Raw genomic sequence first — 17195 nt, 5'->3', positions numbered from 1 at the left:
GGCGTTCGGATCAAGGTCCTGGGGGCCGTTGATCGTCAAGCGGACGGGCTTCCTTCCGCCGATCCGGTGGGCCGTGGCTCCTGGCGCGCGTGGTGGCCCGGCGGCGGCTCGCCCCACTCATACGATCTTCCTCGCCCGGCCCGCCACGAATGCGTGAGACGGAGACCACTCATGCGACTGCGCCCCCTCACCCGCCGGTTTCCCGGAGCGGTGGCGATGCTGGCCGCCGCCGCGGTGCTGATCGGCGGCTGTGACGTAGCCCGTGACGCGGCCCGTGACCGCATCGCCGGCCTCCGCCACGTCGTCGCCGCTGCCCACGCCCGCCCCGCCCACGCCCGCCCTGCGGCCGCCGATCGCAAGGCCGCCGATCGCAAGGCCGCCGATCACAAGGCCGGCAGTCCCAAGGGCGACGGCTCGCGCGGGCCCGAGTGGCGCCTCGTCTGGTCCGACGAGTTCCGCGGCCCCGCCCGCCACCGCCCCGACCAGGCCAAATGGTCCTTCGACCGGGGCGGCGAGCCCCAGTGGGGCAACCACGAGTGGCAGTACTACACGGACCGGCCCGGCAACGTCTCCCTCGACGGCCACGGCAACCTCGCCGTCACCGCCCGCCACGAGCGGGTGCACGAGGTGCGCGGGAAGAAGTGCGGCTTCGGGCCCTGCGACATCACCTCGGCGCGGCTGACGACGAAGGGCAAGTTCGCCCGCGCCTACGGCCGCTTCGAGGCCCGCATCAAGATCCCCAAGGGGCAGGGGCTCTGGCCCGCCTTCTGGATGCTCGGCGCCAACGTCGACAAGGTCACCTGGCCCGGCAACGGCGAGATCGACGTCATGGAAGCCCTCGGCCGCCAGCCCAACACCGTCCACGGCACCATCCACGGGCCCGGGTACGTGGCCCAGGGCATCGAGAACCACACCACCCTGGCCCGGGGGCGCAGCCTCGCCGACGGCTTCCACACGTACCGCGTCGACTGGGCGCCCGGGAAGCTCACCTGGTACCTCGACGGCAAGCCGTACGGGACCGCCTGCGCCGGGCAGCTCAAGCACGGGCAGAAGTGGGTCTTCGACCACCCGCACTACCTGCTGCTCAACCTCGCCGTGGGTGGCGACTGGCCCGGGCCGCCCGATCGGTCGACGCCCTTCCCGGCGCGGATGCTGGTCGACTACGTGCGGGTTTACGGGCGCGCCGGGCGCTGAGCGCTGGTCGCTTTGCGGGGTGCGGGGTGCGGGGTGCGGGGTGCGGGGTGCGGGGTGCGGGGTGCCGGGTGCCGGTGCCGTCGGTTCGGCACCGCCGGATGCCGGCCGCCGTGGCCGATCGCCGTCGCGACGGGGGAAGGGTGCCCCAGCCCCGCCCTTTCACCGTTTCCCGAGGGCTCCGCCCCCGGACCCCCGTGTCCTCAAACGCCGGACGGGCTGGATTTGGCTCCCCCGGACCCCCGGTCCTCAAACGCCGGACGGGCTGGATTGGGCTCCGCCCTCGGCCCCCCGGCTCTTGGTCCTCAGGCGCCGGACAGGCTGGATTCAGTCGCCGCCCCGCCCAGATGTGCCAGCACCCGTCGCGCCACCTCCCGGCCGATCGGCAGGGATGCCGTCGCCGCCGGGGAGGGCGCGTTCAGGACGTGCACCATGCGGGGCGACTCCGCGAAGAGGAAGTCGTCCACGAGCGTCCCGTCCCGCAGCACCGCCTGCGCCCGTACGCCGGGGGCCGCCGGTATGAGGTCCTCGACGGTGATGCCCGGCAGCAGTCGCCGTACCGCCTCCGCGAAGGCGTGCCGGGACAGGGAGCGCCGTATCTCGCCCGCGCCGTACCGCCAGTGGCGCCGGGCTATCCGCCAGGTGCCCGGGTAGCCCACCGTCCCGGCGAGCTCGCCCGGTCGTACCGTCCACCGGCTGTAGCCCTCGCGGGCCGTCGCGGGCACCGCGTTCGGCCCCAGGTGGACCCGGCCGTCGATGCCCCGGGTGAGATGGACGCCCAGGAAGGGGAACGCCGGGTCCGGGACCGGATAGACCAGGCCGCGCACCAGGTCCTTGCGCTCCGGGCGCAGCTCGAAGTACTCCCCCCGGAACGGGACGATCCGCATACCCGGGTCGTCGCCCGCCAGCCGGGCCACCCGGTCGCTGTACAGCCCGGCGCAGTTGACCAGCGCCCGGGCGCGCAGCACCTCGCCGCGCGCCGTGCGCACCGCGACGGCCGAGCCGCGCCGCCCGACGACCCGTACCTCCGCCCCGTAGCGCACGGAGGCACCGGCCTCCTCCGCGAGCCGGGCCAGGCGGCGGGCCACCGCGCCGAAGTCGCACACTCCGGTCGTGCCGACGTGGATCGCGGCGATGCCGCGCACCGCCGGCTCGTACTCCGCTATCTGCGCGGGGCCCAGCTCGCGCACGGGAATGCCGTTCTCCCGGCCGCGCTGGACCAGGGCGTGCAGCCGGGGCAGCTCGGAGCGGTCCGTCGCCACGATCAGCTTGCCCGTCACCTCGTGGGGCAGGCCCTGCTCGGCGCAGAACCGCACCATCTCCGCCGCCCCTCGCACGGCGAAGCGGGCCTTGTACGAACCGGGGCGGTAGTAGATCCCGCTGTGGATCACACCGCTGTTCCGCCCGGTCTGGTGGAGGGCGGGGGCGTTCTCCTTCTCCAGCACGACGACGCGGGTGCCGGGGGCGGCGCGTGTGATCGCGTACGCCGTCGAGAGCCCCACGATCCCGCCCCCGACGATCAGCACGTCACTGTCGTAACCGCCGTCACCGCGCACCTTTAGTGCTTCGCCACCCACGTCACCATGATGACGGGTGCTACTGACAATGGGTTGCCACATGGCCCCACGTGCGCATTCACCCGAGCGGCGGCAGCCGGGGACGGCCTCCGGAGCTCACCTCACCCGTGCGCCACGAGCAACGGCCTCGCCCGCTCCCTCAGCTCCACCACCCTGGGCTCGTTCCCGTACGGCTCCAGGCGGTGGAGCAGATCGCGTACGTACTCCGTCGTACGGGCCGAGGAGATCCGGCCCGCGACCTCCAGCGCCCGCGCACCCGCCGCGCACGCCGCGTCCAGATTGCCCGACTCCAGCTCGGCGACCGCCGAGACCACCAGGCGCAGGCCGTGCGAGCGTACGAACTCCTCCGTCGGCCGGGCCAGCGCCTGCTCCGTGAAGCGCTGTACCTGCCGTGGCACCCGCAGGTCGCGGTAGCACTCGGCGGCGTCGGCGGCGAACCGCTCCTGGGTGTAGAAGTCCAGCCAGGAGGGGTCCGGGTCGCCCGGACGCGCCCGCTCCAGCCAGCCTTCGGCGGCCTTCAGCGCCGTACCGCACGCGGGACCGTCCCCCGCCTTCGCCTGCGCGCGCGCCTCGACGAGACGGAAGAAGCTCATCGCGCGGGCGGTGGCCAGGCCGCGGTTGCGCTCCAGGGCGGCCTGGGCGAGGTCCACGCCCTCGTCCGCGAAGCCCCGGTACGTGGCCTGGAGGCTCATCGACGCCAGGACGTACCCGCCGAGCGGGACGTCCGCCGCCGCCCGGGCCAGCCGCAGCGCCTGGATGTAGTAGCGCTGGGCGGCCTCCTGCTGGCCCGTGTCGAAGGCCATCCAGCCCGCCAGCCTGGTCAGTTCGGCCGTCGCGCCGAAGAGCGCGCGCCCCACCTCGTCGCTGTACGAACCCAGCAGCAGCGGTGCCGCGTCGACGCGCAGGCACTCGGGGACCATCGACGAACGCCAGTCGCCGCCACCGTACTTGGAGTCCCAGCGGCGGGCGTCGTCGGCGGCCTCCCGCAGCTTCGTCACATCGCTGTGGCCGACACGCTGCGGTAAACCGCAGTCCGCGCCGCCTCCCGAGGCCGCCGCCGTGGCCGCCTCCCGGGCCGCCTGCTGCGGCTCGCGCGCCACCGAACTGTCGGCGGGAGTTATGAGCCAGCGCGAGGCCGGCGTCGAATACGCGCTGACGGAGAAGGATCCGGCCAGGCTCTGCCATATCCCCCCGCCCCCGCGCCGACCGGCGACATCCAGCCGGTAGAGCTCCGTCGCCGACCGCACCGCCTGGCCGACATCGCGCGGAAAGGAGAGCCCCACCTCCGGCGCCGGATCGGCGTCCGCGAGCCCGATCTCGTGCAGCGGCACCGGCCGGCCGAGCTTGGCCGCTATGGCGGCCGCGATCAGATGCGGCGCCGCGCCCTGCGGGACCATGCCCTTGGAGACCCACCGGGCGACGGACGTCTTGTCGTAGCGAAGTGTCAAACCCCGTTGCGCGCCGAGGTCGTTGACCCTGCGCGCGAGACCGGCGTTGCTGATGCCGGCGAGGGCGAGGACAGTGCCCAGCTTCTCATTCGGCCCGCGTGGCTCCCTGGACATTGCGCACCCCTCGACGAACGGCGCCCGCCCCGGCATAGGCTCGGGGCATTCGTAAACCCAGCGTAGTTCGCCGCATCCCGACCGTTAAGAGGTGATGTCCCGGATGGCGAGATTCTGGCCCGTATGTGCGTGCATCGAGGGGCACGTGCTCCGGTTGTGTGTGGCCGTGCGCCCGCCGTGCGCTCTGTCCGCGCCCACGGGGGTGGCGGTTCCATGGAGGGGCGTGGGTTGGCCCGCTGCGCTGGAACCAGTGGGCTGGGGGAGGCCGTCGCCTCATTCCCCGCGGGCGGCGGCACGGTCCGGGAGGTGGCTCGCGCCTCCCGGACCGTACGCGCGCACGCGGCCGGTCCCTTTCCCGTCGCGTTCGCGCCGTGTCCGTCCCCTTTCCGGTCCCCACTGAGCGGACCGCGAACCGGCGCGCCCCGAATTTGGCCGGATCCGGGTGCGCCACGCGGCCGAAGACAGAGGGTTCGCCGCCGGGGCCCCGGTGAAACCGTTGGCCGGGCCGCCGGGCGAACCGTGACGAAACGCCATTTCCGTCCGTTGTCAGGTGAGTTGGCAGCCGGCGTCGCACGGAACGCGTCGCCCAACGGGCGCCCCACGGATGTCGCAACCGTCGCCCGCTGTGCATGATGACTGCTACTCGATGACTGCTACTCGGTGTGCGACCTGTTGGTTGTCCACAGCCTGTGGAGGCGGCGATGCGCTGGTTGGTGGGGTGGAGCCGCGGCGCCGCCGGAAGCGGCACGGACGCCCGGCCCGACGCACCCGACCGGTCCGACCGGCCCGAGTCGCCCGGCCCCCCGGTCGAGCCCGTGGGCGCCCGCCTCCTGTGGGGCGAACCGGCCCCCCTGTGGGCCGTCGGCGACTGGCGACCCGACGAGGTCCGCGTCGTCCACGCCGACGCCGACACCCGGCTCGCCGTCCTCGGCCGCTGCGGCGCGAGCGACGACGCCCTGCGCTCCGGCCTCCTCGCCGCGCGCGGCGGCGCGCTCCGCCACCTGACCGCCTGGCCGGGCAGCTACACCGCCGTCGCCCGCGTCGGCCGCCGCCTCACCGTCGCCGGGGACCTCGCCGGCGCCCGGCCCGTCTTCCACGCCGCCTGGTCCGGCGGCACCGCCTACGCCACCGCGGCCCTCCCGCTCGCCGACCTCGTCGAGGCCGAACTCGACATCGGCTACCTCGCCGCGCTCCTCGCCTGCCCCGACTCCCCGGAAGCCCTCGCCGACGGCACGCCCTACACCGGCGTCCGGCGCGTCCCGCCCGGCCACGCGCTGGTGCTGCGCGACGGCGCGCGGGACGTCACCGGGTACGAACCCACCTCCTCACTCGCCGTCGCCGCGCCCCAACTCGACGCCCGCCAGGCCGTCGAGGGCGTCCGCGAGGCGATCGTCGAAGCGGTACGGACCCGGCTCGCCGCCCCGCGCCACGCCGTGGAGTACGGCGACGGGCACGTACCGGGCGGCGGCGCACACGTGCCGGGTGACGGGCACCTGCCGGACGGCTCACACATGCCGGGCGACGGACATGTGCCGGGCGGCGGCGCGTACGGTCACGGGCGCGCCCCCGGCATGGGGGCCGCGCCCGGCGCGGGCCCCGCCCACCGGCGCACCGCCTACCGTCGAGGACCGGCCCCCGGCGTCGGCGCCGACCTCTCCGGAGGCAGCGCCTCCGGCACCCTCGCCCTGCTGGCGGCCGGGCTGCCGGGCCTGCCCGGCACCCCCCTCGGCTTCGGCAACGGAACGGGCGAGCGGCTGCTCGCCGTCACCTTCAACGACCTCGCCTCGGACGGCGGCCGCACCCGCGAATCCGAACTCGAACGAGCCCGCGCGATCGCCGCCAACCCCCGGCTCCGCCACGTCATCGTCGCCGCCGGAACGGAAGCGCTGCCGTACGCAGAGCTGTACGACGGCCCGCTGACCGACGAACCCGGCCCCGCCATCGCCTCCGCCGCCCGGCACCGCAGGAGACTGGCCGCGGGCGGCGCCGACCACCTCGTCGGGCACGGCGCCCGGCAGGTCCTCGACGCCCACCCGGCCCGGCTGGCCGACCTGTTGATGGACCGCAGAAGACGCCACCTCCTGAAGCCCGTCTCGGCGCTGGCCCGCGCCGACGGCCCCTCGGCGCACTCGCTGTTCGTCCCCTTCACCGTCTACCGGGCGGCGCGGCGGCTCGCCCGCACGCCCTACCGCGAGGGACTTGAGGCAGCGGCGGCGCAGTTTCTGACCCCGGGGGCGTACGGCCCCATCCCGGGCGCCCCCGCGACGGGCGGCCCCGTGGACGCCTCACTGGCCGCCCTCACCTGGTGCCGGCCCGGGCCCGCCGCCCGGTGGCTGACCGGCGAGGCGCTCGCGGAAGTATCGGTTCGTCTCCAGAGCGCGGCGGTCCGCGCCAACGGGCTGGCGCAGCGCCCCGGCGAACGCCGCGCCGCCGCCGCGCTCAGCCGGCACGCCGCGGACCACCGCGTCCTGGAGCAGGCGGCCGAGGTGCGCGGCCAGCGCCTCCACGCCCCCTTCCTCGACAACCAGGTCGTACGGGCCTGCCGCGCGCTCCCCGAGGCGCTCCGGGTGCAGCCGGGGGCGCGCGCCTCCGTGCTGCGCTCCGTCCTGGCCGGCGCGGGCATCCGCGAACTGCCGCCCGGCTGGGGCGCCCCCTCCCACGCCGCGCACGCGGCGGCCGGACGCGCCGGAATCGGGGCTTCCCTGGGCCCGCTCCAGGACCTCTTCGCCACCCCGCTCCTCGCCGACGCGGGCCTCGTCGACGCCGGCGTCGTACGGGGCGCCCTGCACGCGGCGGCGAACGGCGCGCCGCTCGCCCTGGACGGGCTCGCCGAACTCGTCTCGGCGGAGGTCTGGTTACGCCGCCTCCTCGCCCGGCGCGGCACCTGCTGGACGGGCCCGGCGGCCCCGAGCCGCCGCGCCGTGGCGGGCGGCGTGCCGCCCCGGCCCAGCTTGTGAGGACGGGACGACCGGAGAGGCCGGTCCCGTCCGGAGGGCCTGACCGACCTAGCCGCAGCTGATCCGGGCCAGCGCCCAGTCCGGCACCGCCACCCGGTCCCACGCGGACACCGGCTGTACGACCAGGCGCAGCGTCTTGCGCCCCGTCAGCGGCACATGGACCGGCACCGCCGCCTGCCCGGCGCGCACCGGGCCCGAACTCCACAGCCGGGCGCCGTCCGCGTAGACGGAGAACGCGACCGTGCCCAGGCCGAACGACATGTCGTCCAGACCCGCCATGGCGTCGTAGGACGTACAGGACCGGTTGAGGTCGATCGTCACCGACGACGCGGCATGGACGGTCACCCCGTGGCGGTACGCCGTGCCGCCGATGCGGACGCCGCCGTACCGCTGCCACAGCCAACTGCTCGCGCCGAACCGCACCTCGGGCTGCGAACCGTCGCCGAACCCGCTGTACTCCAGCCGGTTGAGCGGGAACACCGCCGGGGGCCGCGGCTTGTGCGTGGGCTTCGGCTCGGGGTCGGGCGTGGGGTCGGGCTTGTGCGTGGGCCTCGGCTTGGGCGTGGGTTTCGCGGTGTCAGAGGTGTTCGACGTGTCCGACGTGTCCGACGTGGGGGAGGAGGGGTGGGGCGTGGGGGCGTGAGCGGTGGGCCGGGACTCGGACCCCGACCCGGCCACGGCGGAGGCCGAGGCCGACGACGAGGGGGAGGCCACCGGAGTGCGCGACGCCGACGGGCCGGGCGCCGAGGGCGAGGCCCAGGCCGACGTCCCCGTGCTCGCGTGCGCGCTCGAAGAACCCGCCACTGGCTTCGCCATCAGCGCGGGCGGGGCCGTCGGGCCCGCCGAGGCGGTGAGCCGGGGCGTGGCCTTCGGCGCACGCGGCGTCGGCAAAGCGGGTGCGACGGTGTCCTTGGCCAGCGGCTTCTCCGGCGGCGCGGACGTCCCGGCCGCCAGGGTGTACGCGATGACCGCCCCGACAGTGGCCACGGTCCCCGCGACGAGCGCGACCTTCGCCGCCAGACCGAGCCCCTGCGCCGCGACCCCGGACCCGGACGCGCCCGACCCCGCCGCACCGGCCCCGGCCGTCCCCGAACCCGAGGCCCCCGATCCGGCCGTCCCCGATCCCGACGCGCCGGAGCCCGCCGTACCGGACCCGGCCGCCCCGCCCGACCCGGACCCGCTCCCCGCGGCACCCGCGCCTCCGCCCCCGCTTCCCCCCGACCCGGCGCCGGAACCAGCACCCGCACCAGCACCCGCACCGGCGCCCGTCCCCGCGCCCACACCCGCGCCGGCACCCGCACCCGCGCTCACGGCCGCGGCTCCCGCCGCGCCCGCCGCTCCCGCGGCGAGGCCGGACGCCGCCTTGAGCGACCAGTCGGCGGCGAACCAACCGATGACCGCGACCGGCAGCAGCCCGCGCAGCCGCGAGTTGACGTCCGCGACCTCCCGCGCCGCCATACGACAGCGCGCACACCCGTCCAGATGCCTTCGCATCCCCCGCTCGGCCCGGGCCCGCAGACTTCCGCGCGCGTACGCGCCGAGCCGGTCCGCGTAGCGCGCGCATTCGCCACCGGTCGTCAGCGACGTACTCACATGCGCCTGGAGGTACGCCTGCCGCAGACCCTCGCGTGCCCGGTGCGCCAGCACGGCCGTGGCGTTGGCGGTCAGCCCGAGGAGCGGGGCCACCTCGCTCGGCGACTCCTCCTCCACGGTGGTGTGCCAGAGCACCGTCTGCCACCGCTCGGGCAGGCTGCGGAACGCCCGCACGGCCAGGGACTCCTCGGCCTCCTGCATGGCCCGCACATCCGCGCCGAGCCCAAGAGTGTCGTCCTCGGAGGCGACCGACGCGGCCGCCGACGAGGTCGCGAAGACCGCGAAGTCCTCGACGAGATGCTCCCGCCTGGTCGTCCGTCCCCAGGCCGCCGCGACCCGCCGCACCGTGGTCAGCAGATACGCCCGCACCGCCGTGTCCGGCCCGGCGCCGCCCCGTACCGCCTGGAGCGTGGCGGCGAAGACCTCATTGGTCAGGTCCTCGGCGGTGTGGTCGTCACGGCAGCAGCTGAGGGCGTACCGGCGCACCGCGCCGGCATGGCGTCGGTACAGCTCCTCGTACGCTCCGGTGCCCTCCCCACCGCGCAGCTGTGCGACCAGCTCGAGGTCGGACGGTGGCACATCCGTGGCTTCCTGGTCTTCCCGCACCCCCGCATCATCGACCGGCGCACCGTCCCCGGTACAACCGACGGCATCGGTATGGGCGGGAATGCCCGAAGCGTCCCGGTCTGGCATCCCTGGATCGGCGTCCGCCCGGCCGCTGTCCCTCGGCGCCGGCACTCCCGATCCGACGGGCCCGAACCACAGGTCCAGGGCACCGGAGAGGGAGTCGGGGCCCGGATCGGGGGAGGCCGCGGACGGCCCGCCCTGACCGGGCACCTTGTGCGGCGGCGAAGGATCGCCGGCCCCGTCGCTTCCGCGAGGCTCTTCCCGCCCGTCAACACTCATAGCGCAGGCTCCCCGTACACGCCGGCACACTCGAACTCCGAGCAGCCTGGCATACGGGAACGCGGCAGGATCACTTCACCAGCGGCAACCACCCGTCCGGGCCCTGGCCGGGCCGGAATACCGATGGTCACGAGAACCGATAGGAACCGACTGGGACCCGACTGGGAACCGACAGAAATCCGGTGAAGAAGAGAGTGAAGAAGAGGGCGGTTGTCGGCGCCCGCGACCTGCGTCGCCGCCGCCGACAACCGTCACCTCACGGCTTCCGCCGACGGGCTACCGCGCGGGACGGGACCGCAGGCCCTCCAGCAGGATGTCCAGCAGCCGCGACGAGGCCGCCGCCTGCTGTGCCGCGTCCGGCAGGGACGGCGCGGCCGTCGCTATCACCAGCAGCACATCCGCGACGGTCACATCGGCGCGGAGCTCACCCGCCGAGCGCGCCCGCTCCACCAGCCGGCCCACGACGTCCAGCAGGGCCGCCGCACCGGCGTCGTCCCGCTCCTGGACCGCCGCCGGCCGCTGCTCGACGAGCCGCAGCTCGTGCAGCTGGCCCCCGGCGCCCACGGGCTGCCGCTGCTGCGGCACCCGCGCCGGAACCCGCTCCCGGAGCTCCTCGGCCTCCACGTCGACGCCGACCCGCAGCACCTGCGGAGGCAGCAGCCGCCCCGCGCCCGACGCCACCGACGTGCGCAGGAACCGGGACAGCGCCGACCACGGCTCGTCCTCCTGCCCCAGCGCGGTGCGCGCCTGCTCGGTGAGCCGTGCCGTCTCCTCCTCGGCTATCCGCCGGACCAGCACGTCCTTGCTGGGGAACCGGCGGTAGACCGTCCCCACTCCCACCCGGGCCCGGCGCGCCACGTCCTCCATCGGCGCCCCGTACCCCAGCTCGCCGAAGACCTCGCGAGCCGCCCGCAGAACATGTTCCAGATTGCGCTGAGCGTCCACGCGCAACGGCGTATTACGGCCACTCGTGCCGTCGGTCGTCGTCGCGACAGCGGCAGACCAATGAGAGCTCTGAATGGTCATACGTTCCCCCGGTTATGACGTCTCCCCCCGGAGACTCCCCGCCCTGACTGCCGGGGCGTGTCTCGACACCCCGACGGAGTACGAACATAGTTGAGCCCAGGTCAAGAAAGAAGGGGGTAGTTCCGCACAGGCCGTCCCCGATTGGAGTACGGGCCTGATCCCCTTTGATTCTGCACCACCGCTCCGCCCCGTCGCATCCCCCCTGACCTGCGAATTTTTCCTACTTGACGGGTCTCCTCGCACGGACGGATCAGCTCCGGGACCGGTCATACATTTCAAAGTGGCTGTGGACAAACCATTGAGGGCGATGCGTCATGGGAAGGAGCTGTGCCACAACGCGAGGACGATGCCAGGACGACGCGGCAGCACGAGGAGGAAGAGGGCCTTGGAGAGCGGACCGGCGCGTGAGAGGCACGAGGGACGGCAGGAGCGGGAGGGAACGGAACCCGCACCGACCGGAACCGATCCAGCCACCGAGGCACCCACCTCCGAGGCACCCGTCGGCGACGCTCCCGCCCGTGAAGCCTCACGCCGCGAGACGGCCAACCGCGAGGCCCCAACCCCCGGCGTCCCCGCCCCCACCCGCACGCGCATCCTCGTCGTCGGCGGCGGCTACGTCGGGATGTACGCCGCCCTGCACCTCCAGCGGAAGCTCAAGCGCGGCGAGGCCGACGTCCTGGTCATCGACCCCGAGCCGTACATGACCTACCAGCCGTTCCTGCCCGAGGCCGCCGCCGGCTCCATCCAGCCCCGCCACGTCGTCGTGCCGCTGCGTCAGGTCCTCGCCAAATGCCAGGTCCTCACCGGCGAGGTCACCGCCATCGACCACAAGAACCGCACCGCCACCGTCAAGACCCTCGCCAGCGAGGAAGAAGGCACCGGCGCCGTCGACCTCCACTACGACGAGCTGGTCCTCGCCCCCGGCTCCATCTCCCGCACCCTCCCCGTCCCCGGCCTCGCCGATTACGGCATCGGCTTCAAGACGGTCGAGGAGGCCACCGGTCTGCGCAACCACGTCCTCGAACAGCTCGACATCGCCTCCTCCACCCGCGACCCCGAAGTCCGCTACGCCGCCCTCACCTTCGTCTTCGTCGGCGGCGGCTACGCGGGCGTGGAGGCGCTCGCCGAGCTGGAGGACATGGCCCGCTACGCCACCCGCTACTACCACAACATCCAGCCCGAAGACCTGAAGTTCATCCTGGTCGAGGCGAGCCACCGCATCCTCCCCGAAGTCGGCACGGAGATGGGCCAGTACGCCATCCGGGAACTGCGCGGCCGCAACATCGACGTACGCCTCGACACCCGCCTCCAGTCGTGCGAGAACCGCGTCGCCGTGCTCAGCGACGGCTCGCGCTTCCCCACCCGCACGCTCGTGTGGACCACCGGCGTCAAACCCCACCCCGTCCTCGCCGCCACCGACCTGCCCCTCGACGAGCGCGGCAGGCTCGTCTGCACCGCCGCCCTCCGCGTGGACGGCGTCCCGCACGCGTGGGCCGCCGGGGACGCCGCGGCCGTCCCCGACCTCACTGCCGGACAGGCCGACGCCACCTGCGCCCCCAACGCCCAGCACGCCGTGCGCCAGTCCAAGGTCCTCGCCCGGAACGTCATCGCCTCCCTCCGCGGCCACGACCTCCAGGACTACCGCCACAAATACGTCGGCTCCGTCGCCTCCCTCGGCTTCCACAAGGGCGTCGCCCACGTCTACGGCAGGAAGCTCAAGGGCTACCCCGCCTGGTTCATGCACCGCGCCTACCACCTCAGCAGGGTCCCCACCCTCAACCGCAAGGCACGCGTCCTCGCCGACTGGGCCCTCGCCGGACTCTTCAAACGCGAGATCGTCTCGCTCGGCTCACTGGAGAACCCCCGGGCCGAATTCGAGCTCGCGGCGGGCACGGGACGCCACCCGGAGGCCAGCTGACGCCCGGTGACGGGCACGGTCCTTCAGCCGGAACCCCCTTTTGGGACGCGGCGTCTGACGAATGTCGGACCCGTCGGCCACACTGGACGTGTGACCATGGGTGGGCTGGTAGCCGCGAAGAGTAACAATCATGAGGATCCGGACGTTTGCTGCACTCCCCCGGGGGCCGGCCCCCGCACCGCAGACCGCGCCGCCGAGCCGGGCGCGCGGCACCGCCACCCCGCAAGGCACCCCACGTCGCCGAGCTGACCCGGAACGACTCCGCGAGGTAATCCTCAGTGAACTTCACCCGCTGGAGCGCCCGGCTCCCCGGAACGCAGCGTCGAGCAGCGGCGCGCGCCGACCGCACGCCCGCCACGCCCCCGCAGCCCCCGCCTCCCGACGGCGGTGGTCCCGCCGGCCCCGGCACCGTGCCCGCCGCCCGGGCCGGATCCGCGCCGGCGCCTGACACCGAGCCCGTCCCCCGCCTCGACGCGCTCTCCGTCCACGACATCCTCGGCACCGTCCCGGCCCTCGTCGCCGTCGTCTACGGCCCCGAGCACCGCATCGCCTACGTCAACGACGCCTACGCCACTCTCTTCGGCCCCCGCACCCCCGGAGCACCCGCCCGCGAGGCCCTCCCCGAACTCGTGGAACTCGGCCTGCTTCCCCTGATGGATCAGGTACTGCGCAGCCGCAAACCCCGCACGGTCAAGTCCCGCCGCGCCCCCGCCGCCGGCCGCCACGGCTACTACACCTTCACCTGCACCCCCATCGACATCGGCGACCCCGGTGTCGGCGGCCACGGCGCGACCGGTGAGGGACTGACGGGTGAAGGATCGACGGGTGAGGGAACAGCCGGCCACGGCGACGGCCGGCGCGGCGTCCTCGTCTTCGCCGCCGACGTCACCGACCAGGTGGAAGCCGCCGAACGACTGCGCGCCAGCGAACGCCGCCAGCGCGAGGCGGCCGTCACCCTCCAGCGCAGCCTCCTCCCGCAGGAGCTGGAGCAGCCCGACGACCTCCGCGTCGCCGCCACCTACCAGCCCGGCGGCAGCGACACCGCCGTCGGCGGCGACTGGTACGACGTCATCACCCTCGGCGCCGGCCGCACCGCCCTCGTCATCGGCGACGTCATGGGCCGGGGTGTCCGCGCCGCCGCCGTCATGGGCCAGCTCCGCACCGCGGTACGGGCCTACGCCCGCCTCGACCTCCCGCCCCACGAGGTCCTCCAGCTCCTCGACGGCCTCGCCGCCGAGATCGACGCCACCCAGATCGCCACCTGCGTCTACGCCGTCCACGACCCCAACGAGGGCCGCCTCGTCTACGCCTCGGCCGGCCATCTGCCGATCCTCGTCCGCGACCCCGACGGCATCGTCCACCGGGCCGCCGAGCCCACCGGCCCCCCGCTCGGCACCGGCGGCTGGCTCCACACGTCCGGCAGCATGCCCCTCGGCCCCGGTTCCAGCGCCGTCCTCTATACGGACGGCCTCGTCGAGCGCCGCCACGAGGACATCGACGAGGGCGTCGCCGCACTCGAGCGGGCGTTCGCGGGTGCGACCGGCTCACCCCAGGTCATGTGCGACCGCCTCATCCGTGCCCTCGGCGTCACCCAGGAACACGACGACGACGTCGCCATGCTCGTCCTCCAGCACCCCTTCCGCACCGGCCACGACGCCGAGCTCTTCCACAACGCCGCGCTCGAGCTCCTCGGCGGCATCGAGGCCGCGCCCCGGGCCCGCGCCTTCGCCTCGGGGGTCCTCGCCAGCTGGCGCTTCCCCACCGAGCTGCGCGACCTGGGCGTCCTGGCCGCCAGCGAGCTCGTGGCCAACTCCCTCCAGCACGGCGAACCGCCCATGCGGCTCCGGCTGCGCCGCACCGACCGCCGCCTGATCATCGAGGTCACCGACGGGGACGACCACCTGCCGCGCCGCCGCCGCGCCGAGCCCGCGGACGAGGCCGGCCGCGGCATCTCGATCATCGCCACCATCGCCTCGTCCTGGGGATCGCGCCGCACCCCGGGCGGTGGCAAGGCCGTCTGGTGCGAGTTCGCGCTGCCGGGTACGGGTGCGCATATGTAAAGGGGTGGGTCTGACCGGAAGCTTTCCCTTCCGGTCAGACCCACCCCTTTATGCATGGACGTCGGGCATGAACGTCAGGCCGCGACGGGCACCCGCTCGCTGGTCTCGGTCTCGGTCTCGGTCCCGCTCCCGGTGCCGGTGCCGGTCCCGGCAGGGCCCGCCGCCCGGGCCCGCTGCGCGCGAGCGACGAGCGGATTGTCCTGCGCCGCGGTGAGCCGGCGCCCCAGCCGCAGGGCCAGCGCCGTGATGCCGAGCGAGCACATGATCAGCAGCGTCACATAGACACCGGACAGCCCCAGACCCACCAGCAGCGCGCCCAGCAGCGGCCCTGAAGCCATCGCCAGCTGCTTCACCAGGGCGAAGGCCGAGTTGTACTGACCGATCAGCGACGCCGGAGCCAGGTCCGCCACCAGCGGCGCCACGGTCGGCGACAGCATCGACTCACCGACACCGAACAGCACGTACGTGGAGATCAGCAGCCCCGTGGCCACCGCCTGCGCACCGTGCACCAGACCGGACAGCGCCGCGGCCACCCACGCCACGGTCCAGATCAGCCCGACCAGCGCCATGACCCGGCTGCGCCGGCGGCCCTCCACCAGCTTCAGCACGACGAACTGCGTCACGACGATCGCCGCCGTATTGGCGAACAGCGCCAGGCCCAGCGTGGCGGGGGAGACGTGGGTGACCTCCGTGGCGTACGCCGCCAGCCCCGACTCGAACTGTCCGTAGCAGGCGAAGAACATCACGAAGCCCAGCACGCACAGCCACACCATGGAACGGTCACGCAGCAGGGTGCGCCACGCGCCCTCGGGCCGGCTGTCCGTCGGCACGGCGTCCTCGACCCGGGGGGACTCCGGCAGCTTCACGGTCGCCACCGTCGCGCCCAGGACCAGGAACATCAGCGACTCGATGCCGAACAGCCGGATGAAGCTCGACGCGGCGTTCTCGTCGACCATCAGACCGCCGATGAGTCCACCGACACCCAGGCCCAGGTTGTTGAGGAAGAACTGGGTGGCGAAGGAGCGCGAACGCGTCAGGGGCGTCGAGCACCACACGATCATGGTCGCGAGCGACGGCTGGATCACCGCGATGCCCGCACCGAGCGCGGCGGCGGAGGCGATGACCAGCGGCGTCACGCTCGACAGGCCCAGGCCCAGCGAACCGATCGCCGCCGAGACCGTACCCACGATGGCCACGGGCAACGGACCCCGCCGGTCGATCGCCCGACCGGTGAAAGGCAGCACGACGAGCGCGGCCACGGCCAGCGTGAACAGCGTCAGACCCGCTGTCCCCGCTCCCAGGCCCCGCACCTTCGCCACATAGACGTAGAGATACGGAACCGTGAAGCCGTTGCCGAACGCGCTCAACGCGTTGCCCAACTGGATCCGGCGCAGTGCCGCGCCCATCGCGGTGGTCACTCCTCACCCCTCAAGCTTGAAGACTTCAACCCTAAACTTCGAAGCTAAAGAGTACATGCCGAAGGGCTTTAGCGCCAACGTTTTCTGCGATACTGCCGCTCATGGCAGACACCCCCGGGCCCGCCGAGCCGAGCCTCGAAGAGCAGATCGCCGTCTACCAGCGCGAGTACCAGGGCCTGGATCCGCAGGTGGAACGCGTCGTCTCCGCTCTCAGCCGCCTCAACCGCCGCATGAACGTCGCGTACGGGCGCCAGACCGCGGAGCTCGGCATGGGCAACGCCGAGTGGGAGGTCCTCAAGGCCCTCGTCCTCGCCGGCGACCCCTATCGCCTGGGCCCCGGCGACCTCGCCAAGCGCCTCGGCCTCACCCCGGCCGCCATGACCCACCGCATCGACCGCATGGTCGCGGAGGGTCTGGTCACCAGGGAGAGGGACGAGAACAACCGCGTCCGCGTGATCGTCGGCATCACGGAGGACGGACGGGCGAAGTGGCTGGAGGGCCTGCGCAAGGCCACGGTCTTCGAGGAGGAACTCCTCCAGGACCTCTCCACCGACGAGCGCGCCCAGCTCGGCGAGATGCTGACCCGACTGCTGCGCCGGGTGGAGCGCACCCAGCCGGACGCCGGAGGACGGCTCACCGACCTCGAATGAGGCTCGAAGGAGGGTGTGAACGAGGGCGCGAACGAGGGTGGCCGGAGCCGGTTGACACGACCCCACCGGATCCGTAGTGTTCTCCGAGTTGTCGCGGGGCCGGTACGGTCCCAAGACAGCCACTCTTGCCGCATCGGCGGCGATCACCACTTGGCTTGACCCTGGAACGGGATGAATTTCGGCGTGCCCGGAATTCGGAACGGGTGCCGATTAGGCGCCCCGGGGAAAATCCGCTAAAGTAGTGATCACGCCGGAGGCCGAAAGGCCGAAAGCGAGAAACCCCGCTCCAACAGGGGGCCGGAAAAGGAATCCGAACCGGGAACGGAACGGAAAACGG

General features: G+C 73.6%; 10 protein-coding genes. 5 read left to right on the top strand and 5 right to left on the bottom strand.

What is annotated here, in order from left to right:
* Positions 1 to 171: 171 nt before the first annotated feature.
* Positions 172 to 1194 carry a glycoside hydrolase family 16 protein gene (locus IE096_RS30795; protein WP_189457344.1) on the top strand — a complete coding sequence of 341 codons (1023 nt, stop codon included), beginning with the start codon at positions 172 to 174 and terminating at the stop codon, positions 1192 to 1194.
* A 302-nt stretch (positions 1195 to 1496) separates the two neighbouring features.
* Here IE096_RS30795 and lhgD read toward each other — a convergent pair whose 3' ends face one another.
* Both lhgD and IE096_RS30785 read right to left on the bottom strand, forming a co-directional pair.
* Positions 1497 to 2810 carry an L-2-hydroxyglutarate dehydrogenase gene (gene lhgD / locus IE096_RS30790; RefSeq protein WP_189457342.1) on the bottom strand — a complete coding sequence of 438 codons (1314 nt, stop codon included), beginning with the start codon at positions 2808 to 2810 and terminating at the stop codon, positions 1497 to 1499.
* Between the two features lie 59 nt (positions 2811 to 2869).
* Entirely contained in the window at positions 2870 to 4330 is a 1461-nt protein-coding gene (locus IE096_RS30785; RefSeq protein WP_189457341.1) for an NsdA family TPR-like regulatory protein, read from the bottom strand.
* Positions 4331 to 5031: 701 nt separating this feature from the next.
* Here IE096_RS30785 and IE096_RS30780 point away from each other — a divergent pair.
* Positions 5032 to 7287: an asparagine synthase-related protein gene (locus IE096_RS30780; protein WP_189457339.1), complete on the top strand. Its 2256-nt coding sequence runs from the start codon at positions 5032 to 5034 to the stop codon at positions 7285 to 7287.
* Between the two features lie 48 nt (positions 7288 to 7335).
* Here the strand turns inward: IE096_RS30780 and IE096_RS30775 are convergent, their stop codons facing one another.
* Complete coding sequence (locus tag IE096_RS30775) at positions 7336 to 9486, bottom strand: sigma-70 family RNA polymerase sigma factor (RefSeq protein WP_444544786.1); 2151 nt, start codon at positions 9484 to 9486, stop codon at positions 7336 to 7338.
* A gap of 576 nt (positions 9487 to 10062) precedes the next feature.
* Positions 10063 to 10812 carry a TetR/AcrR family transcriptional regulator gene (locus tag IE096_RS30770; protein WP_189457334.1) on the bottom strand — a complete coding sequence of 250 codons (750 nt, stop codon included), beginning with the start codon at positions 10810 to 10812 and terminating at the stop codon, positions 10063 to 10065.
* A gap of 592 nt (positions 10813 to 11404) precedes the next feature.
* Between IE096_RS30770 and IE096_RS30765 the strand changes: the two genes are divergently transcribed.
* Entirely contained in the window at positions 11405 to 12730 is a 1326-nt protein-coding gene (locus IE096_RS30765; RefSeq protein ID WP_189457383.1) for an NAD(P)/FAD-dependent oxidoreductase, read from the top strand.
* Positions 12731 to 13008: 278 nt separating this feature from the next.
* Positions 13009 to 14790 carry an ATP-binding SpoIIE family protein phosphatase gene (locus IE096_RS30760; protein WP_189457333.1) on the top strand — a complete coding sequence of 594 codons (1782 nt, stop codon included), beginning with the start codon at positions 13009 to 13011 and terminating at the stop codon, positions 14788 to 14790.
* Between the two features lie 74 nt (positions 14791 to 14864).
* On the opposite strand, the gene IE096_RS30755 is transcribed toward IE096_RS30760, so the two are convergent.
* A complete protein-coding gene (locus IE096_RS30755) occupies positions 14865 to 16208 on the bottom strand; it encodes an MFS transporter (protein WP_229820751.1) in 1344 nt (447 codons plus the stop codon).
* Between the two features lie 101 nt (positions 16209 to 16309).
* Here IE096_RS30755 and IE096_RS30750 point away from each other — a divergent pair, with 101 nt between their 5' ends.
* Entirely contained in the window at positions 16310 to 16858 is a 549-nt protein-coding gene (locus IE096_RS30750; RefSeq protein WP_189457331.1) for a MarR family winged helix-turn-helix transcriptional regulator, read from the top strand.
* Positions 16859 to 17195 lie beyond the last annotated feature (337 nt).

Source organism: Streptomyces abikoensis, from assembly GCF_014648775.1.
Lineage (GTDB): Bacteria > Actinomycetota > Actinomycetes > Streptomycetales > Streptomycetaceae > Streptomyces > Streptomyces abikoensis.
The sequence above is the reverse complement of the archived record's forward strand: the minus strand, read 5'-3'. Positions and strand labels throughout refer to the sequence as shown.